Here is a 20,681-nt window from a genome sequence, read left to right on the forward strand (position 1 = left end):
CGGCGTCCGCGCGGGATTGCACGACGTCCCTTCCTGCCGCACAGTGTTTGCGCGACAGGAGGAACAGACAGCGATGCGATCCCCGCTCTTCGAGCCCATCATGGCGCCCCGTCCGGAGCTCCGCGCGTGGGCCGCAACCTGAGGTTCTGGCTCGCGGCGCCCACCGCGGCGCCGTTCGATCCGGGCGACGCGCCGCTCGCGCTCGGGGCCCTGCTTCTGCGCGCATCCAGAACCGATTACGCCACGGTCTTCATGGATCCGTTGACGCTAGATGCGCTGCTCGCCCGGCGCTACGACCTGACGGTGCAGGAAGCCGCCGAGATGCTCGAGGCCTGCGCCCGGATCGAAGCCCATGCACCCGAGACCGAACGCTTCGCGGCGGTCCTTTGCACCGCCATCGACTACCGCGAGCGGCTGGCCATCGCACTGTGCCTGCGCGACATGCTCGCAACCACCTCGACCGGGCAGAGCGATCCGGCGCTGCTTGCCCTTTCCCAGACCCTGCTCGGCGTCCATCCCGACGATCTCGTTCCGCCCCGCCGCGTCGGATGACGGATCCGGTTGTATCCGCGGCGCCGGTGCTGGCAGATTGGCACCGAACACGCCCCCAGGCACGAGGAGCCCCCGCATGTTCGAGCGTCTGAAGTCCTTCTTCCACCGCGCAGCGCCGCCGCCGGCGCCCCTGCCCGAGCTCGATGCGGCGCACGCCCTCGGCGCGCTGCTGGTCAAGGTCGCACTGGTCGACGACGCCTACCTCTTCGAGGAAGTCGAGGAAATCGACCATATTCTCGCCGAGGCCTACGGACTCAAGCCGCTTGCGGCGGCACGGATGCGCGCCGAGTGCGAACGGCTCGCCTTCGAGACGCCGGGGATCGAGGAGATGGCCCGCCGCATCCGAGAGGGCGTGGACTACGAGCACCGCCGCGCTGCCGCCGAGGCGCTCTGGGCGGTGGCGCTTTCGGACGGGCTGAGCAGCACTCGCGAGACCGAGCTCGTCGAGCTGATCGAGCAGCAGCTGGGCCTCGAGAGCGACGACTCCGAGGCGGCCCGCGCCGCTGCCGTCATTCCCTGAGCGCGGTCCCCTCACGGCCGCGCGATGTGCGCTTTCCCTGTGGGCAGGCGGGCGCTATATCCAACTGCATGTTCGCAGATTTCCTCAAGCGGCTCGTTGAGCCCGGCCCCGCCCCCCTGCCCGACGCCGACGCCCGGCTGGCGCTGACCGCGCTGCTGGTGCGCGTGGCCCGGTCCGACGAAAGCTACGACGAGGCCGAGCGCGCGCGCATCGACCGGATCGTCGCGACACGCTACGGGCTCTCGCCCTTCGAGGCGACAAAGCTGCGCGGCGAGGCCGAGAACCTCGAGGCCGAGGCCCCCGACACCGTGCGCTTCACCCGCGCGATCAAGGATGCGGTCGACTACGAGCACCGCATCGGCGTGATCGAGGCGCTGTGGCAGGTGGTGCTGGCCGACGGTGTGCGCGAGGCCGAAGAGGACGCGCTGCTGCGGCTGGTGTCGAACCTGCTCGGCATCAACGACCGCGATTCGGCGCTGGCCCGGCAGCGGGTCGAAAAGGCCGGCTGAGCCAGCCGGGGCGATGGCGCAACCTTTGTCCTTGCCCCCGGCCTGACATCCCGGTGTTCTCGGTGAGACCTCCGCCGGCGGAACAGCTCGGACCGGTCGCCCGAGGGTTGCACAATATCGCGCCACCCGACCGCCATTACGTTGCGCAACCGCCGATTGACGCGGCGCAAACCCGGGCTATGGCTGCGTTTTGCGCATTGCAATACAAGCCGTTTTCCGCCCATCCTGCGCCGCATCATTCAACAGCCTCAGAGGTCAGGCTTGCCCAACCCAGTGCCCGTGATCGAGATCAGCAACCTCCACAAGGCCTATGGTCAGCTGGAGGTTCTCAAGGGCGTGCATGTCACCGCCCATCGTGGCGACGTGGTGTCGCTGATCGGGTCATCGGGCTCCGGCAAGTCGACGCTGCTGCGCTGCTGCAACCTGCTCGAGGACAGCCAGCAGGGCGAAATCCTGTTCAAGGGCGAACCGGTCGCATGGAAGGGCGAGGGCCACCACCGGCGCCCGGCCGATCCGCGCCAGGTGCTGCGCATCCGGACGAACCTGTCGATGGTCTTCCAGCAGTTCAACCTGTGGGCCCACATGACGATCCTGCAGAACGTCATGGAAGCGCCGGTGACCGTGCTCGCGCGCAACCGCGCAGAGGTCGAGACCGCCGCCCGGCGCTACCTCGACAAGGTCGGCATCGGCGACAAGTGCGACGCCTACCCCTCGCAGCTGTCGGGCGGCCAGCAACAGCGCGCCGCCATCGCGCGCGCGCTCTGCATGGAGCCCGAGGCGCTGCTCTTCGACGAACCGACCTCGGCGCTCGACCCCGAGCTCGAGCAGGAGGTGGTGAAGGTCATCAAGGACCTCGCCAACGAGGGCCGCACCATGATCATCGTCACCCACGACATGAAGATGGCCGCCGACGTGAGCGATCACGTCGTCTTTCTTCACCAGGGTCTGATCGAGGAAGAGGGCCCGCCGGACACGCTCTTCGGCGCGCCCAAGTCGGAACGCCTGCGGGGGTTCCTCAAATCAACGACCCACGCCTGAGCCGTGGGAAAAACCAAACAGGGGAGATACCAGATGAAAAAGATCCTTCTCGGCGCCGCCGTGATGGCGATGGGTGCCGGCGCCGCGCTGGCGCAGGACGTGGTGCGGCTGGGCACCGAGGGCGCCTACCCTCCGTACAACTACATCGACGACTCGGGCGAGGTCGCGGGCTTCGAGCGGGTGCTGGGCGACGAGCTCTGCAAGCGCGCCGAACTGACCTGCGAGTGGGTCACCAACGACTGGGATTCGATCATTCCGAACCTCGTGTCGGGCAACTACGACGCCATCATCGCCGGCATGTCGATCACGCCCGAGCGCGAGGAGGTCGTGGCCTTCACCCAGAACTACACCCCGCCGTCGCCCTCGGCCTTCGCCTCCATGATGGACGACATCGACCTCGAGACCGCCGTGATCGCGGCGCAGACCGGGACCATCCAGGCCGCGCATGTCGCCACCATGGAAGGCGCCACGCTCGTGGAATACCCGACCCCGGACGAGACCGTCGCGGCGATGCGCTCGGGCGAGGCGGACGCGGTGCTGTCGGACAAGGACTACCTGATCCCCGTGGTCGAGGAATCCAGCGACGTGAGCTTCGTGGGCGATGACGTGCCGCTCGGCGGTGGCATCGGCATGGCGTTCCGCCAGTCCGATCCCGAGCTGCGCGAGACCTTCGATGCCGCGATCCAGAGCATGAAGGACGACGGAACGCTCAACGAGCTGATCGTCGAATACCTCGGCGCCGACAGCCCGAAGTTCTGAGACCCGACGCGACCGGAGAGCCGTTCTCCGGTCGCGCCCACCACGGATTTTCCCATGACCGCCCCCCTGGCCTGCGACCGCCCTCCCGGCAGCACCTGCCGGATGCTCGACGAGCCCGCGCTCGCCGCAGGCCATTGGCGTGACTGGACGACGAGCGTCGAAACGCTGCTCGACCGGAGCCACGACCACCGCGAGCTGGTCACCTGCAATTCCTGCGGGCAGTTCTGGCTCTGGGACTGGCACGAGGTGACGAACTGGACCTCGGGCGACGATTCAAGCTGGGCGATCTTCGCCGCCGTCGGCAGCGTCGACGAGGCCCGCGCCCTCGCCCGCGACAGTGCGGCGATCGCGTCTCATCCCAGGGCGGTGTACTGCAACCGCCCGGGTGACGGCGTCGAGACGACCGGGCGCGTGAAGGGGGGCGAGAGCTGATGTTTTCCTGTGCCGATCCCGGCAGCCTGTCGGGGCTGAACTGGCTGGCCTGCTACCTGACCACCGGCAAGCACATGGCCTTCTACACCTCCTTCGGGACGGTGCTGCTGCTGCTCGCGATCACCGCGCCGGTGGCGCTGGGAATGGGCTTCCTGGGCGCCATGGGCGCGCGGTCGCGGATCGCGCCGCTGCGCTGGCTGGGCCAGGGCTACATCGCGGTGGTGCGCGGCGTGCCCGACATCGCCTTCTTCCTGTTCTTCGTGATCGCGCTCGACCAGGGCTTCGAGTGGCTGCGCCATCAGGTGAAATGCCCCGACTGGCCCGACGCGATCCGGCAGGGCAACGACTTCGTGGTCTGCCCGGCGGCGAAACTTCCGCTGTCGACCTCGCCGCAGATCTGGCACGAGGTCTACGGCTTCTCGCTCGCGGTGCTGACCTTTGCCATCGTCTTCGGCGCCTTTGCCGCCAACGTGCTCTACGGCGCGATGCGGGCGGTGCCGCACGCGCAGCTCGAGACCGCCGAGGCCTACGGCATGACCCATCGCCAGACCTTCTGGCGCATCCTGATCCCGCAGATGTGGGTCTATGCGCTGCCGGGCCTGTCGAACCTGTGGATGGTGCTGATCAAGGCCACGCCGCTGCTGTTCCTGCTCGGCGTCGAGGATATCGTCTACTGGGCCCGCGAGCTTGGCGGCTCGAAGACCGCGCGGTTCACCGACTATCCGCACGGCGACTGGCGGGTGTGGTATTTCGCGGCGCTGCTCGTCTTCTACCTGTGCTTCACGCGGGTGTCGGAGATCGTGCTGGACCGGCTGATGAAACGCCTCACCCACGGCCAGGCGACCATGGGCGGCGACGCGCAGAGAAAGGCGGCGTGATGCGGCACGGCAAGGATCATCGGGGGCTCTGCCCCCGTCGCCTGCGGCGACTCCCCCGCGGTATTTGGAAACCGGAGAAGCACGCGGCGTGGCGCCGGGAGGCCGGGGCATGAGCTGCTGGGACGTGGTCGCCGATTACGGGCTGCGCTCGCTGGGCATCGGCGAGCGGCTGCTGCCGCGTGACGACTTCACCCTCTGCCAGCAGGTCGTGCTGATCGGCTCGGGGATGATCTGGAACGTCTACTTCGGCGTGCTGGCACTGGCCTCGGGGTTCTTCCTCGCGACAGCGCTCGCGGTCGGCAAGGCGTCGCGGGTGCTGCCGGTGCGCAAGGCGGCGGAGTGGTTCATCTTCGTGTTCCGCGGCTCGCCGCTGTTCATCCAGTTCTTCTTTGCCTACTTCCTGTTCCTGTCGCTGAAATCGGTCTCGCCGCTGTTCGACCCGCTGTCCTCGGCCTGGCTGGGCGCGCTGATCGTGCTGTTCTTCAACACCGCCGCCTATTCGGGCGAGATCTTCTACGGCGCGCTGCTGTCGGTGCCCCGGGGCGACATCGAGGCCGCCGACGCCTACGGCTTCTCGGGCTGGCCACGGTTTCGCCGGATCGTCTGGCCGACCATGCTGCGGCTTGCCTGGCCCGCCTATACCAACGAGGCGATCTTCCTGTTCCACGCCACGACGCTGGTGTTCTTCTCGGGCTTCCCGGCGTGGCAGCAGCGGGGCGACGCGCTCTACTACGCGAGCTATTTCGCCGACAAGACCTTCAACCCCTTCGTGGCCTACCCGATCCTTGCCGGCTATTTCATCCTGCTGACGCTGGTGATCATCGCGCTCTTCGGGGCGATCAACCGGCGGCTCAACCGCCACCTGCCGCAGGCGCGGCGGTCGAAGCTGCGCTACCGGCCGAACCTGCTGCGCTGATACCTGTTTACCGGAGGCGTCGGGCGGCGCATCCTTCCCCGCAGGGGCCCGGAGGGTGCCCCTGCATGGAATGGAGGAGTTGCCATGTCGTATCGTCCTTTCACCGCGCTCGCGCTCGCCCTCGGGGTCAGCCTGACGGCGCTTCCGGCCCCTGCGCAGACCCAGTCGCGCGTACAGTTCGAGAGCGGCACCTCGGGTGCCACGATCAACGGAACCATCGTCGGCAACGAGTACATCGACTACCTGCTCGGCGCGCAGGCGGGGCAGACGCTCGACGCGCGGATCGAGGTCGACGGCACCAACGGCGACGGTTCGATCCATTTCAACATCATGCCGCCGGGCGCCACCTACGAGACGATCTTCCTCGGCCAGAACGAGGGGCGCGCGGCCAGCGTCACCCTCTGCCCGAGACCGGCGACTACACCATCCGGGTCTACCTGATGGGCAACGATGCCGACACCGGCAGGACCGTGGGCTTCCGGTTGCCCGTGTCCATTCGCTGACCACCGGCCCGCTCCCGGACCCCGGGCTGCCGCCGCGCCCGGGGTTTTCTCTTGCCAGCCCCCCGACCGGCACGTTACTCATAATTTGATCAAATTCCTGACCGGTGACTCATGAACGACCCCAAAAGCTGGCTGCGCAAGAACCCGCAGGTCCGCACCATCCGCGTGGCGGCCTCGGACCTCAACGGACAACCGCGCGGCAAGCGTGTGCCCGCGCGCTTCGCCGACAAGGTGGTGGACGACGGCACCCGCTTCCCCCTCTCCGTGCTCAACCTCGACATCTGGGGCGAGGACATCGACGACAGCCCGCTGGTCTTCGAGACCGGCGACCGTGACGGCGTGCTCTGGCCGACAGAGCGCGGCTTCGTGCCGATGCCCTGGCTCGAGGCGCCGACGGCGCTGCTGCCGATCTGGATGTACCGCGAGGACGGGCGCCCCTTCGACGGCGACCCGCGGCACGCGCTGTCGTCGGTGCTCAAGCGCTACCGCAAGAAGGGGCTGACCCCGGTGGTGGCGATCGAGCTCGAGTTCTTCCTGATCGACGACAGCGGCAAGTCGCTGCAGGTGCCGATCTCGCCGCGCTCGCAGAAGCGGCGCAAGGCGGCCGAGGTCATGTCGATCCGCGCGCTCGATACATTCGACATCTTCTTCACCGACCTCTACGACGCCTGCGAGGACATGGACATCCCCGCCGACACGGCGATCTCGGAGGCGGGGCTCGGCCAGTTCGAGCTGAACCTGATGCACCAGCCCGACGCGCTGCGCGCCGCCGACGACGCGTGGTTCTTCAAGATGCTGGTGCGCGGGCTCGCCCGGCGGCACGGCTTCGCCGCGTCGTTCATGGCCAAGCCCTACCACGACTACCCCGGCTCGGGGATGCACGTGCATTTCTCGGTGCTCGACGAGGAAGGCAACAACATCTTCGACGACGGCGGGCCGCGCGGCACCGACACCATGCGCCACGCCGTCAGCGGGCTGATGGACGCGATGCACGACAGCACGCTGATCTTCGCCCCGCATCTCAACAGCTACGACCGGCTGGTTCCCGAGAACCACGCGCCCTGCGGCATTTCCTGGGCCTACGAGAACCGTACCTCGGCGATCCGCATTCCCGGTGGCAGCCCCAAGGGCCGGCGCATCGAGCACCGGGTCGCGGGCGGCGACGTGAACCCCTACCTGCTGCTCGCCACGCTGCTCGGCGCCGCGCTGAACGGCATCGAGGACGGCCGCGAGCCGCCGGCGCCGGTCACCGGAAACGCCTACGCGCAGGACCTGCCGCTGATCCCCGGCACCTGGGGCGACGCGATGGACGCCTTCGAGCAGAGCGAGATCATGCCGCGCATCCTGCCCGAGGGGCTGATCCGCAACCTGCTGCTCACCAAGCGGCAGGAGCTGCTCTACATGTCGGAACTCACCCCCGAGGAACAGGTGGAAATCTATCTCGACACGGTCTGAGCGCCCCTTGCCGCCCCCTCGCGGCGGCACTAGGCTCTGGCCCAGCAAAGACATCGGTGTTTCATGAAAATCGGCATTCTGCAGCCCGGGCTGGTCCCGGACGAAATCCTCGAGGAAGTCGGGGATTACGACACGCAATTCCACAAGCTGCTCGACGGTCACGGCTTCGACTTCGAGACGTGGAAGGTGGTCAACGGCGAGTTTCCCGCCGGCCCCGAGGACGCCGACGGCTGGCTCATCACCGGCTCGCGCCACGGAGCCTACGAGGATCACCCGTGGATGGCGCCGCTCGAGGAGCTGATCCGCGCCATCGACGCCGCCGGCAAGCCGCTCATCGGCGTCTGCTTCGGGCACCAGGTCATCGCGCAGGCGCTTGGAGGCCGGGTCGAGAAATCCGACAAGGGCTGGGTCATCGGGCCGACCCTCTACCGCTATGCGGACGGCAGCGTGAAGCTGGTGAACGCCTGGCACCAGGACCAGGTGACGGCGCTGCCGCCGGGGGCCGAGGTCGTCGCCTCGTCGGAGAAATGCCCGAACGCGGCGATCCTCTACCCGGGGCGCGCCTACACGGTGCAGCCGCACCCGGAGTTCCGCCGCAACTACGTCGACAGCCTGATCCAGCACCGGGCGCCGGGCGTGGTGCCGCAACCGCTGATCGAGGATGCGGCCTCGAAGCTCGAGATGCCGCTCGACAGCGCAGACCTCGGCGCGCAGTTCGCGCGCTTCTTCAAGGAAGGGCGCATCGCATGAACGACTGGATCGCGAACCTGCCGCCCGCCGCCGCGGCCTATCTCGAGGGCCGCAGGCTCGACGAGGTCGAGTGCATCATCTCGGACCTGCCGGGCATCGCCCGCGGCAAGGCCGTGCCGGCGTCGAAATTCGCCCGGCAGCCCTATTTCCACCTGCCGGATTCGATCTTCTACCAGACCATCACCGGCGAATGGGGCGAGGCCGCCGGCGACGAGGGCTTCATCGAGCGCGACATGATCCTCAAGCCCGACATGAGCACCGCCTCGGCGGCGCCATGGACCGGCGACTGGACGCTGCAGGTCATCCACGACGCCTTCGACCGGCACGGCACGCCGGTGCCCTTCTCGCCGCGCAACGTGCTGAAGCGGGTGGTGAAGCTCTACGAGGAGCAGGGCTGGGAGCCGATCGTGGCGCCGGAGATGGAGTTCTTCATCGTCGCGCGCAACCTCGACCCGGCCAAGGACATCGAGCCGATGATGGGCCGCTCGGGCCGCCCCGCCGCCGCGCGGCAGGCCTACAGCATGACCGCCGTCGACGAGTTCGGCCCGGTGATCGACGACATCTACGACTTTGCCGAAGCACAGGGCTTCGAGATCGATGGCATCACCCAGGAAGGCGGCGCCGGCCAGCTCGAGATCAACCTGCGGCACGGCGACCCGGTGAAGCTTGCCGACGAGGTGTTCTTCTTCAAGCGGCTGATCCGAGAGGCCGCCCTGCGGCACGACTGCTTCGCCACCTTCATGGCCAAGCCGATCGCCGACGAGCCGGGCTCGGCCATGCACATCCACCACTCGGTGATGGACGCCGAGACCGGGCGCAACATCTTCTCGGGCCCGCAGGGCGGCGAGACCGATGCCTTCTACCACTTCATCGGCGGGCTGCAGACCCACCTGCCCTCGGCGGTGGCGATGCTGGCGCCCTACGTGAATTCCTACCGCCGCTACGTGCGCGACCATGCGGCGCCGATCAACCTCGAGTGGGGCCGCGACAACCGCACCACCGGCATCCGCATCCCGCTGTCGGGATCGGACTCGCGCCGGGTCGAGAACCGGCTCGCGGGGATGGACTGCAACCCCTACCTCGGGATCGCGGCGTCGCTGGCCTGCGGCTACCTCGGGATGATGCAGGAGCAGCGCCCGTCGAAGCAGTTCCGGGGCGATGCCTACGAGGGCGAGGGCGACATTCCCCGCGTGCTGGGCTCGGCGCTCGATCTCTGGGACGAGGCGAGCGAATTGCACGACGTGCTGGGGCCCGAGTTCGCCCGGGTCTACTCGATCGTGAAGCGCGCCGAGTACGAGGAGTTCCTGTCGGTGATCTCGCCGTGGGAGCGCGAGCACCTGCTGCTGAACGTCTGAGCCCGAAGGCCGGGGTCGCGGGGGCGCTGCCCCCTCGGCGCGTGCCGCGCCTCACCCCCGAGGGTATTTGGAAAGAGAAGAAGGGGCGGTCCGTGGATCTGCTGTTTTCCAACGACACGCGCGGGGCCTACCCGCAGAGCTGGTATGCCGCCACGGCGATGGAGCTGCCGGCGTTTCCGGCGCTCGAGGGCGCGCAGCGTGCCGACGTCTGCATCGTCGGCGCCGGCTACACCGGGCTGTCGGCGGCGCTGCACATGGCCGAGGCTGGGCTCGATGTGGTGCTGCTCGACGCGCACCGGGTGGGCTTCGGGGCCTCGGGGCGCAACGGCGGGCAGCTCGGGTCGGGCCAGCGTCAGGACCAGCTGACGCTCGAGGCGATGGTGGGCCGTGACGACGCGCGCAAGCTTTGGGAGCTCGGCGAGGAGGCCAAGGATCTCGTGCGCGGGCTGATCGCGCGGCACGGCATCGACTGCCACCTGCGCGACGGCGTGGCCTGGTGCGGCTCTCGCCCGGCCGAGGTGGCGCATCTGCACGAGTATGCCGCCCACATGCGCGACGCCTACGGCTACGACATCGAGACGCTGGACGCCGAGGCCTTCCGCACGCTCTGCCCCTCGCCTGACTACCGCGGCGGCGTGCTCGACATGGGGGCGGCGCATCTGCACCCGCTGCGTTTCGCGCAGGGCCTTGCAAAGGCCGCCGCCGGGGCCGGGGCGCGGATCTTCGAGAAGAGCTTCGTCACCGCTGTCGAGGAGGGCGAAAGCTGTGTCGTGACCTGCGAGCGTGGCTCGGTGCGGGCCGATCACGTGGTCTATGCCGGCAACGGCTACCTCGGGCGGCTGCAACCGAAGGTCGCGCGGCGGGTCATGCCGATCAACAACTTCATCGCTGCGACGGAGCCCCTGGGCGCGCGCACCCGCGAGGTGCTGACCCGCGACGTGGCGGTGGCGGATTCGCGGCACGTGGTGAACTACTTCCGCCTCAGCCACGACGGACGACTGCTGTTCGGCGGTGGCGAGAGCTACGGCTACCGTTTCCCCTCGGACATCCCCGCCAAGGTGCGCAAGCCGATGCTGGAGATCTTCCCGCAGCTCGCGGACGTGCGCATCGACTACGCCTGGGGCGGCACGCTCGGCATCACCATGAAGCGGCTGCCGTTCCTCGCGCGGCTTGCGCCGAACGTGCTCTCGGCCTCGGGCTACTCGGGCCACGGGGTCGGCACCGCCGTCCACGCCGGCCGGCTGCTGGCCGAGGCGGTACGCGGCCAGTCCGAGGGCTTCGACGCCATGGCAGCGCTGCCGACGCCCACCTTCCCCGGCGGCCCCGCCTTTCGCACGCCGCTGCTGACGCTGGCGATGACCTGGTACGCCCTGCGCGACCGCATCGGGGTCTGAGCGCCTCCGCGACCCGCTGTCACATCTGAAAGAAACCGCCGCCCCTGCGCGGCGGTTTTCACTTGGCTGTCACAGACACGGTGTTTAAGCTTTCCCGAAATGACCTTTCGGGATTTTGAAATATGACTGCCCTGCCCAACATGCATGACGCCGAGCCCATTCCGGCCGAGGCGCGCGCCGAGATCGATCGCCTGCTGCAATCGGGCGACCTTTTCCGTTACACCGCGCCCGAGGATGCACCCGTCGCCCTGCTCGAGCGCGAGTTCGCGGCGATGATGGGCGTGAAATACGCGCTGGCGGTGTCGAGCTGCTCGGCCGCGCTGTTCCTGTCGCTGAAGGCGCTGGGGCTGCCGCGCGACGCCCGCGTGATGATCCCCGGCTTCACCTTCGCCGCGGTGCCCTCGGCAGTGATCCACGCGGATTGCATCCCGGTTCTCTGCGAGGTCGGCACGAACTACCGCGTGGACCTCGCCGATTTCGAGGCGAAGCTCGACGGCGTGCAGGCGGTGATCATCAGCCACATGCGCGGCCACACCTCGGACATGGACGCCATCATGGCGCTCTGCGACGCGCGCGGCATCCCGGTGGTCGAAGACGCGGCGCACTCGCTGGGCACCGTCTGGGACGGGCGCAAGATCGGCACAATCGGCCGGATCGGCTGTTTCTCGTTCCAGAGCTACAAGCTGGTGAACGCGGGCGAAGGCGGCATCCTCATCACCGATAACGCCGACGTTGTGGCGCAGGCGGTGATCCTTTCGGGCGCCTACGAGCACAACTGGAAGAAGCACATGGACCGGGGCGACAACAGCGACGCGCTCGCGACGGCCTTCGATCGCTGGCAGAACAAGCTGCCGCTCTACAACCTTCGCATGTCGAACCTCTCGGCAGCGGTGATCCGGCCGCAGCTGCCCCATGTCGAGCGCCGGGTGCGCGACGGTCGCCGCAACCACGATTTCGTCGCCGACCGCCTGTCGCAGAGCCCGTGGATCGAGGTTCCGGCCGCGCTCGGGCCGGAAGAGCGCGCCCCGGACTCGCTGCAGTTCAACCTGGTCGGCATGGATCGCGACGAGATGCGCAGCTTCGCCGAGACCGCCGCCGCCATGGGCGTGAAGGTGCAGGTCTTCGGCCTGTCGTCGGACAACGCCCGCGCCTTCTGGAACTGGCAGTTCCTGCCCGAGATGCCCGAGCTGCCCCGCACCCGTGCGATGCTCGAGGCGGCCTGCGACACGCGCCTTCCCGCACGGCTGACGCTCGAGAACTGCGCCGCAGTGGCCGATGTTCTGATCGACGCCGCCGAGGCGGTGATGGGCGAAACGCGCGCCTACGGCACCTGACATCCTGCAAAACAAGACCGCAGGCTGGGTCGCGAAACCCACCCTGCGGTCCGGGATGCAGCGGGCAAGACCGCCCTACTTGTTCATCTTCGAGAGTTTCGCCTGAAGCTCGGCAAGCTGCTTCTTGATGGCGTCGAGGTCTTCCTCCGTCTCGCCGCCCTCGGCTTCGGGGCCCGACCACTGGTTGCCCATCTTGCCGGTCATCGCCTTCATGAAGGCTTCCTGTTGCGCCTGCATCGCCTCGAACCCGGGGATCTTCGGCATCATCGGATTCGACGACATGCTCTCGGCCCATTTCGACTGGCTGTCGCGGAACATCTCGAAGCTCGCCGCGAGGAATTGCGGCACTGCCGAGGTCGCCTGCGTGGTGTAGCTCCGCACGAGATCGGTCAGCACGTTGATCGGCAGCACGCTCTCGCCGCGGCTTTCGTGCTCGGCCACGATCTGAAGCAGGTACTGGCGGGTCAGGTCGTCTCCGGACTTGAGGTCGACGATCTGAACGTCCCGACCGTCGCGAATGAAGCCCGCGATGTCCTCCAGCGTGACGTAGTCGCTCGTCTCCGTGTTGTAGAGACGACGGCTGGCGTAGCGCTTGATCAGCAGCGGTTTGTCCTTGTCAGCCACGTCTTGCCCTCCCTGGCGTGCAGCGTTGCAGAAAAGCCTATGCGAGCGCAGAAAAAAAGAAAAGCCTTTGATTTACCATGCACAACACCGGGCCCTCAGTCGTCGGCGGCGGCCCGGATGCGGTCAATGAAAGCCTGCGTCCCGCGCGACGCCTCGAGCGGCAGCGGCCAGTCGGCCCCTTCCAGCACGGCGCGGTTGAAGGCCTCGACCTGCAGCACATAGTGATCGTCGCGCGGCCAGCGCCAGGTCTCGACCGACAGATCGGCCCGGTGCAGCTCGACGCGCGGTTCGCCGAAGACGCGCGCATTGAAGGGCACCGGCAGCCGCATGACCGCCTTCTCGCCATGCACCACGATTTCCTGCCAGGGCGCGGCGCGCATCGAGATACGACCGGAGTAGAGGAACCCCGGAAACCGAGCGGTCAGATGCACGCTGGCGTCGACACCGTTCAGCCAGTCCGCTTCGACCGAAAGCAGCGCCTCCGGCTCCTGCCCTGTCAGCAGGCGAACCGCGCCAAAGGCATAGATGCCGATATCTCCCAATGCGCCGCCGCCGGTCTCAGGCCGATTGCGGATGTTGTCGAGATCGTCGTTGAAGAACGACAGGGTCGAGTCGATGCGAATGATCCTCCCAAGCGCACCTTCCTCGATCAGCGCGCGCGCCTTGGCATACTGCGGGTGATGCGCGACCATCCAGGCTTCCGCGATAAGCATGCCGGTGCGGTCGCGGGTCTCGATCAGCCCGTCGATCTCCTCGGCCTGCATCGCGATGGGCTTCTCGCAAAGCACGTGCTTGCCGGCCTCGGCTGCCTTCCGCGACCATGCGACATGCATGGCGTTCGGCAGCGGGATGTAGACCGCGTCGATGCCGGGATCGGCAAGCAGCGCGTCGTAGTCCTCGAAGATGCGCAGACCGGGCGCGAAAGCCTCGAAGGGCGCCGCCTTGTCCCGCGAAGATGTCGCGATCGCCGCCAACGCACCGCCCCGCGCCGCATGAATGGCCGGCGCCATGTACTCACGCGCGAATTTTGCGGCCCCCAGGATACCCCAGCGCAGATGGTCTGCCATGTTTCGCCTCCTCCGGTTCTGCTCCGGCACGACCCTAACGCACCCACCGCGGCCCGCAACCCGGGCACGGACCTCTACCATTGCAAAGCAAGCCCCGGCCCTTCTTCTCTTTCCAAATACCCTCGGGGGTGAATGCGGCGCAGCCGCAGAGGGGGCAGAGCCCCCTTCCCCGACAAAAAAAGACACCCGCCCGGACAAACGGGCGGGTGTCATCATTCACGGTATGGCGGACGCGCCGAGGTCAGGCGCCGGCAAGCATCCCCTGGTCCTGCGCAAGCTCACGCATACGCTTCTGCAGTTTCTCGAAGGCACGCACCTCGATCTGACGAATGCGCTCGCGGCTCACGTCATAGGTTCCCGACAGTTCCTCGAGCGTCACCGGCTGCTCGGCAAGACGGCGCTGCGTGAGAATGTCCTTCTCGCGATCATTGAGCACGTCCATGGCCTGTGCCAGCAGTTCACGGCGCGCCTCGAGCTCGTTGCGCTCGGCGTATTCGGTCGCCTGGTCGGCTTCCTCGTCCTCGAGCCAGTCCTGCCATTGCATCGAACTCTCGTCGTCGCTGCCGACGGTGGCGTTGAGCGACGCATCACCGCCCGACATGCGGCGGTTCATCGAGATCACCTCGTCCTCGGTCACGCCGAGGTCGGTGGCGATCCGCTGAACATGCTCGGGCCGCAAATCACCGTCCTCGAGCGCGCCGATGCGCGACTTGGCCTTGCGCAGGTTGAAGAACAGCTTCTTCTGCGCGCTCGTCGTGCCGAGCTTCACGAGGCTCCACGACCGCAGGATGTACTCCTGGATCGAGGCCCGGATCCACCACATGGCATAGGTGGCAAGGCGGAAGCCCTTCTCGGGATCGAACCGCTTCACCGCCTGCATGAGACCGACGTTGGCTTCCGAGATGACCTCGGCCTGCGGCAGGCCATAGCCACGATATCCCATCGCGATCTTCGCGGCGAGGCGCAGGTGACTGGTCACGAGGCGATGCGCGGACTCGGCGTCCTGATCCTCGACCCAGCGCTTGGCCAGCATGTATTCCTCTTCGGGCTCCAGAAGCGGAAACTTCCGGATCTCGGAGAGATAGCGGCTGAGGCCCGCCTCAGGGGACGGTGCCGGGAGATTGGCATAGTTGCTCACTGTCCCAGTATACTCCAATGTTACAGGGCTTAACATTCCATATGGGAACGCGCCTGGAGAATTGCAAGTTGCATGGCTCGGCGACACGGATCGTGCCCGCCATTGGCTGTCATCATCCTAACGCAAGCGTCCGTCGCATTGATCCGTCAAAACGACGCGCTCACGAGGTTGGGAAAACCTTTACAGATGTGCATTGATTCATGGAATTGGCCGAAATTGCACTCGCAATGTGCGCAAACGATCAGCCCCTGACGCTATCTTCCAAGGCAGCGAGAAGCGCGGCCATATCCTCGGGCAGCGGCGCCTCGAAGTGCATCCGCTCTCCCGTCACCGGATGGTCGAAGCCCAGCTCTGCGGCATGCAGCGCCTGTCGGCAGAAGCCGGCCACCGCTTCGCCCGCCACGGGGCCGATGGCCTTGAGCGGCGGCTTGCGCCGGCCACCGTAGACCGGGTCGCCGACGAGCCCGTGCCCGGCATGGGCCATGTGCACGCGGATCTGGTGCGTGCGCCCGGTCTCAAGCCGGCACTCGACCAGCGCCATCGAGGGAGGTGTGCCGAAGCTCTCCAGCACCCGCGCCCGCGTCACCGCGTGCTTGCCGTGCCCGTCGAAGTAGACCGCCTGCCGCTGCCGGTCGGTGCGGTGCCGCGCCAGCCCCGACTGGATGCGGATCACCCCGCCCAGCTCGAGCGAGACACCCCGCGTGCCCCGCAGCCGGGGGTCGGCCGGGTCGGGCACGCCGTAGACCACCGCAAGGTAGGCCCGGTCGGCGCTGTGCGCCTCGAACTGCGCGGCCAGCCCGTGGTGCGCCCGGTCGGATTTCGCCACCACCAGAAGCCCCGACGTATCCTTGTCGATGCGGTGCACGATCCCGGGCCGTGCCACGCCGCCCACACCGGACAGCCTGCCGCCGAAATGATGCAGCAGCGCGTTGACCAGCGTGCCCGTCGGCGTGCCCGGCGCCGGATGCACGACCATGCCGGCGGGCTTGTCGACGACGACGAGGTCCTCGTCCTCCCAGACGATCGCGAGCGGGATGTCCTCGGGGCCGATGTGGCTTTCCTCGGCCTGCGGCACGGCGATGACGATCTCGTCGCCCGCCGTCACCTTTTCCTTCACGTCCCGAAGTGCCACGCCGTCGCGGGTGACGGCCCCCTCGGCGATCAGACGGGCAAGGCGGGTCCGGGACAGCGCCGCCTCCTCTGGAACATCGCGCGCCAGCGCCTTATCAAGGCGCGGCGGCGGGGTGTCCCCGATGATGACGCGCAGAGGCTTGTCCATGTCCCAGACTCCAGAAACCGAAGAAGAAGCGCCCGAACCGGCCAACCTGCGCTTCCTGCGCGTGCTGGTCACGATCCTGACGGCGGTGATGATCGCGGGGCTTCTAGCGATTGTGGCGGTGATTGTCATCTCCTACCGCAACGCCCGCGCGCCGCTGCCCGAGGCGATCACCCTGCCCGACGGCTCCACCGCCACTGCCTACACGCAAGGCTCGGACTGGTACGCGGTGGTGACCGAGGCGGACGAGATCCTGATCTTCGACCGCGCCAGCGGCGAGCTGCGCCAGACGCTGCGAATCGAAACGGCCGAGTAGCCGCGGCCCCCGCGGGCTCGACTGTCGGAACGGCCGTCACGCGCCCGAAGGCGCGACCATCGCTCGCGCCCATTGGCGAATGCGATAGCGTTTCGATGCGAGAAAAAGGGTGGGAAAGTGGTGGGCGACCTAGGAATCGAACCTAGCGTGCGTCTCCGCGAGGGAGTTACAGTCCCCTGCCACACCTTGCGGCCTGTCGCCCACTTTCACCCCGGCGCTGCCGGTGTGGGCGGGGCATACAAAAGGCGATTTGCGGCGTCAACAGGAAAATCCCTTGCAGCGTGCCTGACCGCGATGCAAGGGATCGGCGGCGCAGCGACAAGGGGAACCGTCATGGTCAAGAAACCGAAATGGGTGGTCGAGAAGGAACAGGCGAAGAAGGCCCGTGCCGCCGAGACCGTCTGGCTTTTCGGCCTGCACGCGGTGCGTGACGCGCTGATGAACCCCCGGCGCGAAAAGCTGCGGCTGCTGGTCACCCCCAACGCCCAGGTCAAGCTCGCCGACGCCATCGAGGCCGCCGGCATCACCCCCGAGGTCGAGGACCCGCGCAAGTTCCGTGCGCCGCTCGACCCGCAATCGGTGCACCAGGGCGCCGCGATGGAGGTGAAGCCGCTCGACTGGGGCCGCCTCGCCGATGTCGCCATCCGCGACGATGCCCGCGCCCCCCGTCTGGTGCTGCTCGACCGGGTGACCGACCCGCACAACGTCGGCGCCATCCTGCGCTCGGCCGAGGTCTTCGGCGCGCAGGCGGTCATCGGCACGCTGCACCACTCCGCTCCCGAGACCGGCGCGCTGGCCAAGACCGCCTCGGGCGCGCTCGAGCGTCAGCCCTACCTGCGCGAACGCAACCTCGCCGACACGATCCGCGCGCTGCAGGAAATGGGCTACGTCGTGCTCGGCCTCGACGGCGAGGCGGAGCAGACCATCGAGGAGGCCATCGACGGCCGTCGCGACCGCCCCGTCGCGCTGGTGCTCGGCGCCGAGGGCCCCGGCCTGCGGGAAAAGACCCGCCAGACCGTGGACCAGCTGGTGCGCATCGATTTCGCCGGGGGCTTCGGCTCGCTGAACGTGTCGAACGCCGCCGCCGTCGCGCTCTACGCCGCGCGCCCCTGACCCTGCCGCTTGCGCGGCCGCCCCGCCGCGCCCATATCGCCACCATGCCGAACACCAAGATCGCCACCTGCAGCTACTGTGGCACCCGCGCAGCGCTGGTGCTGGACCGCGGCCGGCACGAGCTGGCCTGCGCCTCCTGCGGCGCGCCGCTGCACGAGCTGAAGAAACTTCGCTCGGATGCGGTCGACCGCGGCTCGCTGCGCCACAGGCCCGACCCGCTGCGCGACGGGCCGCGCAAGCCCGGCAAGAAGAGCCGCAAGAAGAAGAAACCCAAGACCCTCGGGCGCAAGGCCGCGAAGGGGCTCTTCGACCTGCTCGAGGACATCTTCGACTGACCCCCGGCCTTCTTCTGGCCGAAAATATCCTGGGGGAGTCGCGGCAGCGACGGGGGCCGCGCCCCCGGGCGCCCGCAGGGCGCCACCACCGCCCCGCGACCCAAAACCACCCTAGCCATTTCGGCCTGCATCTCTTATCTGGCAGGAACGGTATCAGGAGTGGCGAGATGGCGGATTACGAGAACCCGGGCCAGACCGAGACGGACTGGAAGGCAGCGATTTCCCCGATCGAGGAAATCATCGAGGACGCGCGCAACGGCCGCATGTTCATCCTCGTCGACCACGAGGATCGCGAGAACGAGGGCGACCTCGTCATTCCCGCGCAGTGGGCCACCCCCGACGCGATCAATTTCATGGCCACCTACGGGCGCGGCCTGATCTGCCTGTCGATGACCGCCGAGCGGATCGAGCAGCTCGGGCTCGAGCTCATGTCGACCAACAACTCCTCGCGGCACGAAACCGCCTTCACCACCTCGATCGAGGCGCGCGAGGGTGTCACCACCGGCATCTCCGCCGCCGACCGGGCGCGCACGATTGCCGTGGCCATCGACGCCTCGAAGGGCGCGCAGGACATCGCGACGCCGGGCCACATCTTCCCGCTGCGCGCCAAGGCGGGCGGCGTGCTGGTCCGCGCCGGTCACACCGAGGCCGCGGTCGATGTCTCCCGGCTGGCCGGTCTCAACAGCGCCGGCGTGATCTGCGAGATCATGAACGACGACGGTTCGATGGCCCGCCTGCCCGAGCTCGTGTCCTTCGCCCAGAAACACGGCCTCAAGATCGGCACGATCTCCGAGCTGATCGCCTATCGCCGACGCCACGACAATCTCGTGCGGGTCGAGCGCGAGGAAACCGTGACCTCGGAATTCGGCGGCGAGTGGCAGATGCGGATCTACTCCGACACCACCCACGGCGACGAGCACATCGCCTTTACCAAGGGCGACCTCGAAACCGCCGAGCCGGTTCTGGTGCGGATGCATGTGCTCGACCCGATGCTCGACGTGGCGGGCACCGGCCACCCCGGCCGCGCCGACGAGTTCCGGCTGGCGATGCAGGCGGTCGCCGACGAGGGGCGCGGCGTGGTCGTGCTGCTGCGCGACACGGCGATGAAGCTCGACCCCTCCGAGGGCAGCTCGCCCGGCACGCTTCGGCAGTATGGCCTCGGCGCGCAGATCCTGTCGTCGCTCGGCCTGTCGCAGCTCGAACTTCTGACCAATTCGCCCACGCCGCGCATCGTGGGCCTCGATGCCTACGGTCTCGAGATCGTCGGCACGCGCAAGATCGGAGGTGCCTGATGGCCTCGAACGAAGAGCATTACACCCTGCCCCGGCCGAGCTTCGACAAGCCGGTCAAGATCCTGATCGTGGTCGCGCCCTACTACAAGCAGATCGCCGAGCAGCTGGTGAAGGGCGCCACGGAGGAGATCGAGGCGGCCGGCGGCTTCCACGAGGTGATCGAGGTGCCCGGCGCGCTCGAGGTGCCCTCGGCCATCGGCATCGCCGAACGGCTGTCGAACTTCGACGGCTACGTCGCGCTCGGCTGCGTGATCCGCGGCGAGACGACCCATTACGACACGGTCTGCAACGACAGCTCGCGCGGCCTGACGCTTCTGGGGCTGCAGGGGCTCTGCATCGGCAACGGCATCCTCACCGTGGAAAACTACGAGCAGGCCCGCGTCCGGGCCGAGGCGGACGGCCAGAACAAGGGCGGCGGCGCGGCCGCGGCGGCCTTGCATCTGGTCGCGCTGGCCCGTAGGTGGGGCGGCGCCCGCAAGGGGGTGGGATTCGTTCCTGCCCGCGACGAGTATCAGCTTGCGGGGTCTTCACGAGGAAACGACACCGCATGACCACCCCGGACACTCCCCCGGCCCCCTCGGGCAATCAGAAGCGTCGGATGAAATCCGCCTCGCGGCTCTACGCGGTGCAGGCGCTCTACCAGATGGAGGTGGGTAACCTCACGGTGGAGAAGGTTCAGCACGAGTTCGTCGACCACCGCTTCGGCGCCGAGATCGACGAGGGCATCGAGATGATCGAGGGCGATGTCGACCTCTTCAGCCGCATCACCTCTTCGGCGGTGAACTGGCAGGCGAAGATCGACCAGATGACCGACCGCGCGCTCGTGGCGAAATGGCCCATCGCGCGGCTCGACCCGACGCTGCGCGCGCTCTTCCGCGCCGCCGGCGCCGAGTTGGTCGACAGCGACACGCCGCCGCGCGTGATCATCTCGGAATACGTGGAAGTGACCCGCGCCTTCTTCCCCGAGGGCCGTGAAGCGAAGTTCGTCAACGCCGTGCTCGACCACATTGCCCGCGAGGCCAAGCCCGAAGCGTTCTGAGCTCGGCACGACGCGCCCCGACGGCGGGGGCGTCCCTGATCGACATGATGGCGTGGATGGCCCCGCGGCCCTTCGGAACATCCGCC

The 20,681-nt window shown here is 67.9% G+C and carries 24 protein-coding genes and 1 tRNA gene; 20 read left to right on the forward strand and 5 right to left on the reverse strand.

What is annotated here, in order from left to right:
• Positions 1–126 precede the first annotated feature (126 nt).
• The 14 genes from D6860_RS07395 (at position 127) to D6860_RS07460 (ending at position 12,395) form a co-directional block, all read left to right on the forward strand.
• Positions 127–552, forward strand: coding sequence for a tellurite resistance TerB family protein (locus D6860_RS07395; protein ID WP_076622199.1), 426 nt, complete (start codon positions 127–129; stop codon positions 550–552).
• Between the two features lie 76 nt (positions 553–628).
• Complete coding sequence (locus D6860_RS07400; RefSeq protein ID WP_076622200.1) at positions 629–1,072, forward strand: tellurite resistance TerB family protein; 444 nt, start codon at positions 629–631, stop codon at positions 1,070–1,072.
• A 68-nt stretch (positions 1,073–1,140) separates the two neighbouring features.
• Positions 1,141–1,581: a tellurite resistance TerB family protein gene (locus D6860_RS07405; RefSeq protein WP_093411756.1), complete on the forward strand. Its 441-nt coding sequence runs from the start codon at positions 1,141–1,143 to the stop codon at positions 1,579–1,581.
• A gap of 261 nt (positions 1,582–1,842) precedes the next feature.
• Entirely contained in the window at positions 1,843–2,619 is a 777-nt protein-coding gene (locus D6860_RS07410; RefSeq protein ID WP_076622201.1) for an ABC transporter ATP-binding protein, read from the forward strand.
• Positions 2,620–2,652: 33 nt separating this feature from the next.
• The gene (locus D6860_RS07415; RefSeq protein WP_076622202.1) at positions 2,653–3,378 is read left to right on the forward strand and encodes a transporter substrate-binding domain-containing protein; all 726 of its coding nucleotides are present in this window, start codon (positions 2,653–2,655) and stop codon (positions 3,376–3,378) included.
• Positions 3,379–3,432: 54 nt separating this feature from the next.
• Positions 3,433–3,810, forward strand: a complete 378-nt coding sequence (locus D6860_RS07420) for a hypothetical protein (RefSeq protein WP_076622203.1) — start codon at positions 3,433–3,435, stop codon at positions 3,808–3,810.
• Positions 3,810–4,688, forward strand: coding sequence for an ABC transporter permease (locus D6860_RS07425; protein ID WP_076622204.1), 879 nt, complete (start codon positions 3,810–3,812; stop codon positions 4,686–4,688). The genes D6860_RS07420 and D6860_RS07425 overlap by 1 nt, the downstream gene beginning before the upstream one ends.
• Before the next feature lie 109 nt (positions 4,689–4,797).
• Entirely contained in the window at positions 4,798–5,604 is an 807-nt protein-coding gene (locus D6860_RS07430; protein WP_017467013.1) for an ABC transporter permease, read from the forward strand.
• Between the two features lie 84 nt (positions 5,605–5,688).
• A complete protein-coding gene (locus D6860_RS07435) occupies positions 5,689–6,045 on the forward strand; it encodes a hypothetical protein (protein ID WP_229743229.1) in 357 nt (118 codons plus the stop codon).
• A 173-nt stretch (positions 6,046–6,218) separates the two neighbouring features.
• On the forward strand, positions 6,219–7,562 hold the full coding sequence (locus D6860_RS07440; RefSeq protein ID WP_017467014.1) for a glutamine synthetase family protein: 1,344 nt from the start codon (positions 6,219–6,221) through the stop codon (positions 7,560–7,562).
• 63 nt (positions 7,563–7,625) lie between these two features.
• Positions 7,626–8,312: a type 1 glutamine amidotransferase gene (locus tag D6860_RS07445; RefSeq protein ID WP_017467015.1), complete on the forward strand. Its 687-nt coding sequence runs from the start codon at positions 7,626–7,628 to the stop codon at positions 8,310–8,312.
• Positions 8,309–9,667: a glutamine synthetase family protein gene (locus D6860_RS07450; protein ID WP_017467016.1), complete on the forward strand. Its 1,359-nt coding sequence runs from the start codon at positions 8,309–8,311 to the stop codon at positions 9,665–9,667. The genes D6860_RS07445 and D6860_RS07450 overlap by 4 nt, the downstream gene beginning before the upstream one ends.
• A gap of 92 nt (positions 9,668–9,759) precedes the next feature.
• The gene (locus tag D6860_RS07455) at positions 9,760–11,061 is read left to right on the forward strand and encodes an NAD(P)/FAD-dependent oxidoreductase (RefSeq protein WP_076622205.1); all 1,302 of its coding nucleotides are present in this window, start codon (positions 9,760–9,762) and stop codon (positions 11,059–11,061) included.
• Positions 11,062–11,183: 122 nt separating this feature from the next.
• On the forward strand, positions 11,184–12,395 hold the full coding sequence (locus D6860_RS07460) for a DegT/DnrJ/EryC1/StrS family aminotransferase (protein WP_076622206.1): 1,212 nt from the start codon (positions 11,184–11,186) through the stop codon (positions 12,393–12,395).
• Positions 12,396–12,470: 75 nt separating this feature from the next.
• Here D6860_RS07460 and phaR read toward each other — a convergent pair whose 3' ends face one another.
• From phaR to D6860_RS07480, 4 genes are all read right to left on the reverse strand, one after another.
• Positions 12,471–13,019, reverse strand: a complete 549-nt coding sequence (gene phaR / locus D6860_RS07465) for a polyhydroxyalkanoate synthesis repressor PhaR (protein WP_076622207.1) — start codon at positions 13,017–13,019, stop codon at positions 12,471–12,473.
• A gap of 95 nt (positions 13,020–13,114) precedes the next feature.
• Positions 13,115–14,086 (reverse strand): Gfo/Idh/MocA family protein, encoded by a 972-nt coding sequence (locus D6860_RS07470; RefSeq protein WP_017467710.1) that lies wholly within the window; start codon positions 14,084–14,086, stop codon positions 13,115–13,117.
• 241 nt (positions 14,087–14,327) lie between these two features.
• Positions 14,328–15,224 carry an RNA polymerase sigma factor RpoH gene (gene rpoH / locus D6860_RS07475; protein ID WP_076622208.1) on the reverse strand — a complete coding sequence of 299 codons (897 nt, stop codon included), beginning with the start codon at positions 15,222–15,224 and terminating at the stop codon, positions 14,328–14,330.
• A gap of 241 nt (positions 15,225–15,465) precedes the next feature.
• A complete protein-coding gene (locus tag D6860_RS07480) occupies positions 15,466–16,503 on the reverse strand; it encodes an RluA family pseudouridine synthase (protein WP_076622209.1) in 1,038 nt (345 codons plus the stop codon).
• Between D6860_RS07480 and D6860_RS07485 the strand changes: the two genes are divergently transcribed.
• Positions 16,502–16,816, forward strand: a complete 315-nt coding sequence (locus tag D6860_RS07485) for a DUF6476 family protein (RefSeq protein WP_017469394.1) — start codon at positions 16,502–16,504, stop codon at positions 16,814–16,816. The two genes, D6860_RS07480 and D6860_RS07485, sit on opposite strands and share 2 nt — an antisense overlap.
• 118 nt (positions 16,817–16,934) lie before the next feature.
• Here D6860_RS07485 and D6860_RS25215 read toward each other — a convergent pair.
• A tRNA-Tyr gene (locus tag D6860_RS25215) sits at positions 16,935–17,018 on the reverse strand.
• A gap of 131 nt (positions 17,019–17,149) precedes the next feature.
• Here D6860_RS25215 and rlmB point away from each other — a divergent pair.
• The 5 genes from rlmB (at position 17,150) to nusB (ending at position 20,595) form a co-directional block, all read left to right on the forward strand.
• On the forward strand, positions 17,150–17,929 hold the full coding sequence (gene rlmB / locus D6860_RS07490; RefSeq protein WP_076622210.1) for a 23S rRNA (guanosine(2251)-2'-O)-methyltransferase RlmB: 780 nt from the start codon (positions 17,150–17,152) through the stop codon (positions 17,927–17,929).
• A gap of 44 nt (positions 17,930–17,973) precedes the next feature.
• The gene (locus tag D6860_RS07495) at positions 17,974–18,264 is read left to right on the forward strand and encodes a hypothetical protein (RefSeq protein WP_076622211.1); all 291 of its coding nucleotides are present in this window, start codon (positions 17,974–17,976) and stop codon (positions 18,262–18,264) included.
• A 167-nt stretch (positions 18,265–18,431) separates the two neighbouring features.
• Entirely contained in the window at positions 18,432–19,556 is a 1,125-nt protein-coding gene (gene ribB, locus D6860_RS07500; protein WP_076622212.1) for a 3,4-dihydroxy-2-butanone-4-phosphate synthase, read from the forward strand.
• A complete protein-coding gene (locus D6860_RS07505; RefSeq protein ID WP_076622213.1) occupies positions 19,556–20,107 on the forward strand; it encodes a 6,7-dimethyl-8-ribityllumazine synthase in 552 nt (183 codons plus the stop codon). Before ribB ends, D6860_RS07505 begins: the two co-directional genes overlap by 1 nt.
• Complete coding sequence (gene nusB, locus D6860_RS07510; RefSeq protein ID WP_076622214.1) at positions 20,104–20,595, forward strand: transcription antitermination factor NusB; 492 nt, start codon at positions 20,104–20,106, stop codon at positions 20,593–20,595. The genes D6860_RS07505 and nusB overlap by 4 nt, the downstream gene beginning before the upstream one ends.
• The last annotated feature ends 86 nt before the right edge of the window (positions 20,596–20,681 follow it).

It is taken from the genome of Salipiger sp. D13 (assembly GCF_003703915.1).
GTDB classification, from domain to species: Bacteria; Pseudomonadota; Alphaproteobacteria; order Rhodobacterales; family Rhodobacteraceae; genus Salipiger; species Salipiger profundus.

Bases quoted from the DNA above. Each gene is read 5' to 3' on its own strand.
- D6860_RS07415 (WP_076622202.1), top strand. From the start codon at position 2,653: ATGAAAAAGATCCTTCTCGGCGCCGCCGTGATGGCGATGGGTGCCGGC.
- D6860_RS07400 (WP_076622200.1), top strand. From the start codon at position 629: ATGTTCGAGCGTCTGAAGTCCTTCTTCCACCGCGCAGCGCCGCCGCCG.
- rlmB (WP_076622210.1), top strand. From the start codon at position 17,150: ATGGTCAAGAAACCGAAATGGGTGGTCGAGAAGGAACAGGCGAAGAAG.
- D6860_RS07485 (WP_017469394.1), top strand. From the start codon at position 16,502: ATGTCCCAGACTCCAGAAACCGAAGAAGAAGCGCCCGAACCGGCCAAC.
- D6860_RS07480 (WP_076622209.1), bottom strand. From the start codon at position 16,503: ATGGACAAGCCTCTGCGCGTCATCATCGGGGACACCCCGCCGCCGCGC.
- D6860_RS07445 (WP_017467015.1), top strand. From the start codon at position 7,626: ATGAAAATCGGCATTCTGCAGCCCGGGCTGGTCCCGGACGAAATCCTC.
- D6860_RS07440 (WP_017467014.1), top strand. From the start codon at position 6,219: ATGAACGACCCCAAAAGCTGGCTGCGCAAGAACCCGCAGGTCCGCACC.
- D6860_RS07425 (WP_076622204.1), top strand. From the start codon at position 3,810: ATGTTTTCCTGTGCCGATCCCGGCAGCCTGTCGGGGCTGAACTGGCTG.
- D6860_RS07505 (WP_076622213.1), top strand. From the start codon at position 19,556: ATGGCCTCGAACGAAGAGCATTACACCCTGCCCCGGCCGAGCTTCGAC.
- D6860_RS07460 (WP_076622206.1), top strand. From the start codon at position 11,184: ATGACTGCCCTGCCCAACATGCATGACGCCGAGCCCATTCCGGCCGAG.
- ribB (WP_076622212.1), top strand. From the start codon at position 18,432: ATGGCGGATTACGAGAACCCGGGCCAGACCGAGACGGACTGGAAGGCA.
- nusB (WP_076622214.1), top strand. From the start codon at position 20,104: ATGACCACCCCGGACACTCCCCCGGCCCCCTCGGGCAATCAGAAGCGT.
- D6860_RS07420 (WP_076622203.1), top strand. From the start codon at position 3,433: ATGACCGCCCCCCTGGCCTGCGACCGCCCTCCCGGCAGCACCTGCCGG.
- D6860_RS07450 (WP_017467016.1), top strand. From the start codon at position 8,309: ATGAACGACTGGATCGCGAACCTGCCGCCCGCCGCCGCGGCCTATCTC.
- D6860_RS07405 (WP_093411756.1), top strand. From the start codon at position 1,141: ATGTTCGCAGATTTCCTCAAGCGGCTCGTTGAGCCCGGCCCCGCCCCC.
- D6860_RS07430 (WP_017467013.1), top strand. From the start codon at position 4,798: ATGAGCTGCTGGGACGTGGTCGCCGATTACGGGCTGCGCTCGCTGGGC.
- D6860_RS07495 (WP_076622211.1), top strand. From the start codon at position 17,974: ATGCCGAACACCAAGATCGCCACCTGCAGCTACTGTGGCACCCGCGCA.
- D6860_RS07470 (WP_017467710.1), bottom strand. From the start codon at position 14,086: ATGGCAGACCATCTGCGCTGGGGTATCCTGGGGGCCGCAAAATTCGCG.
- D6860_RS07435 (WP_229743229.1), top strand. From the start codon at position 5,689: ATGTCGTATCGTCCTTTCACCGCGCTCGCGCTCGCCCTCGGGGTCAGC.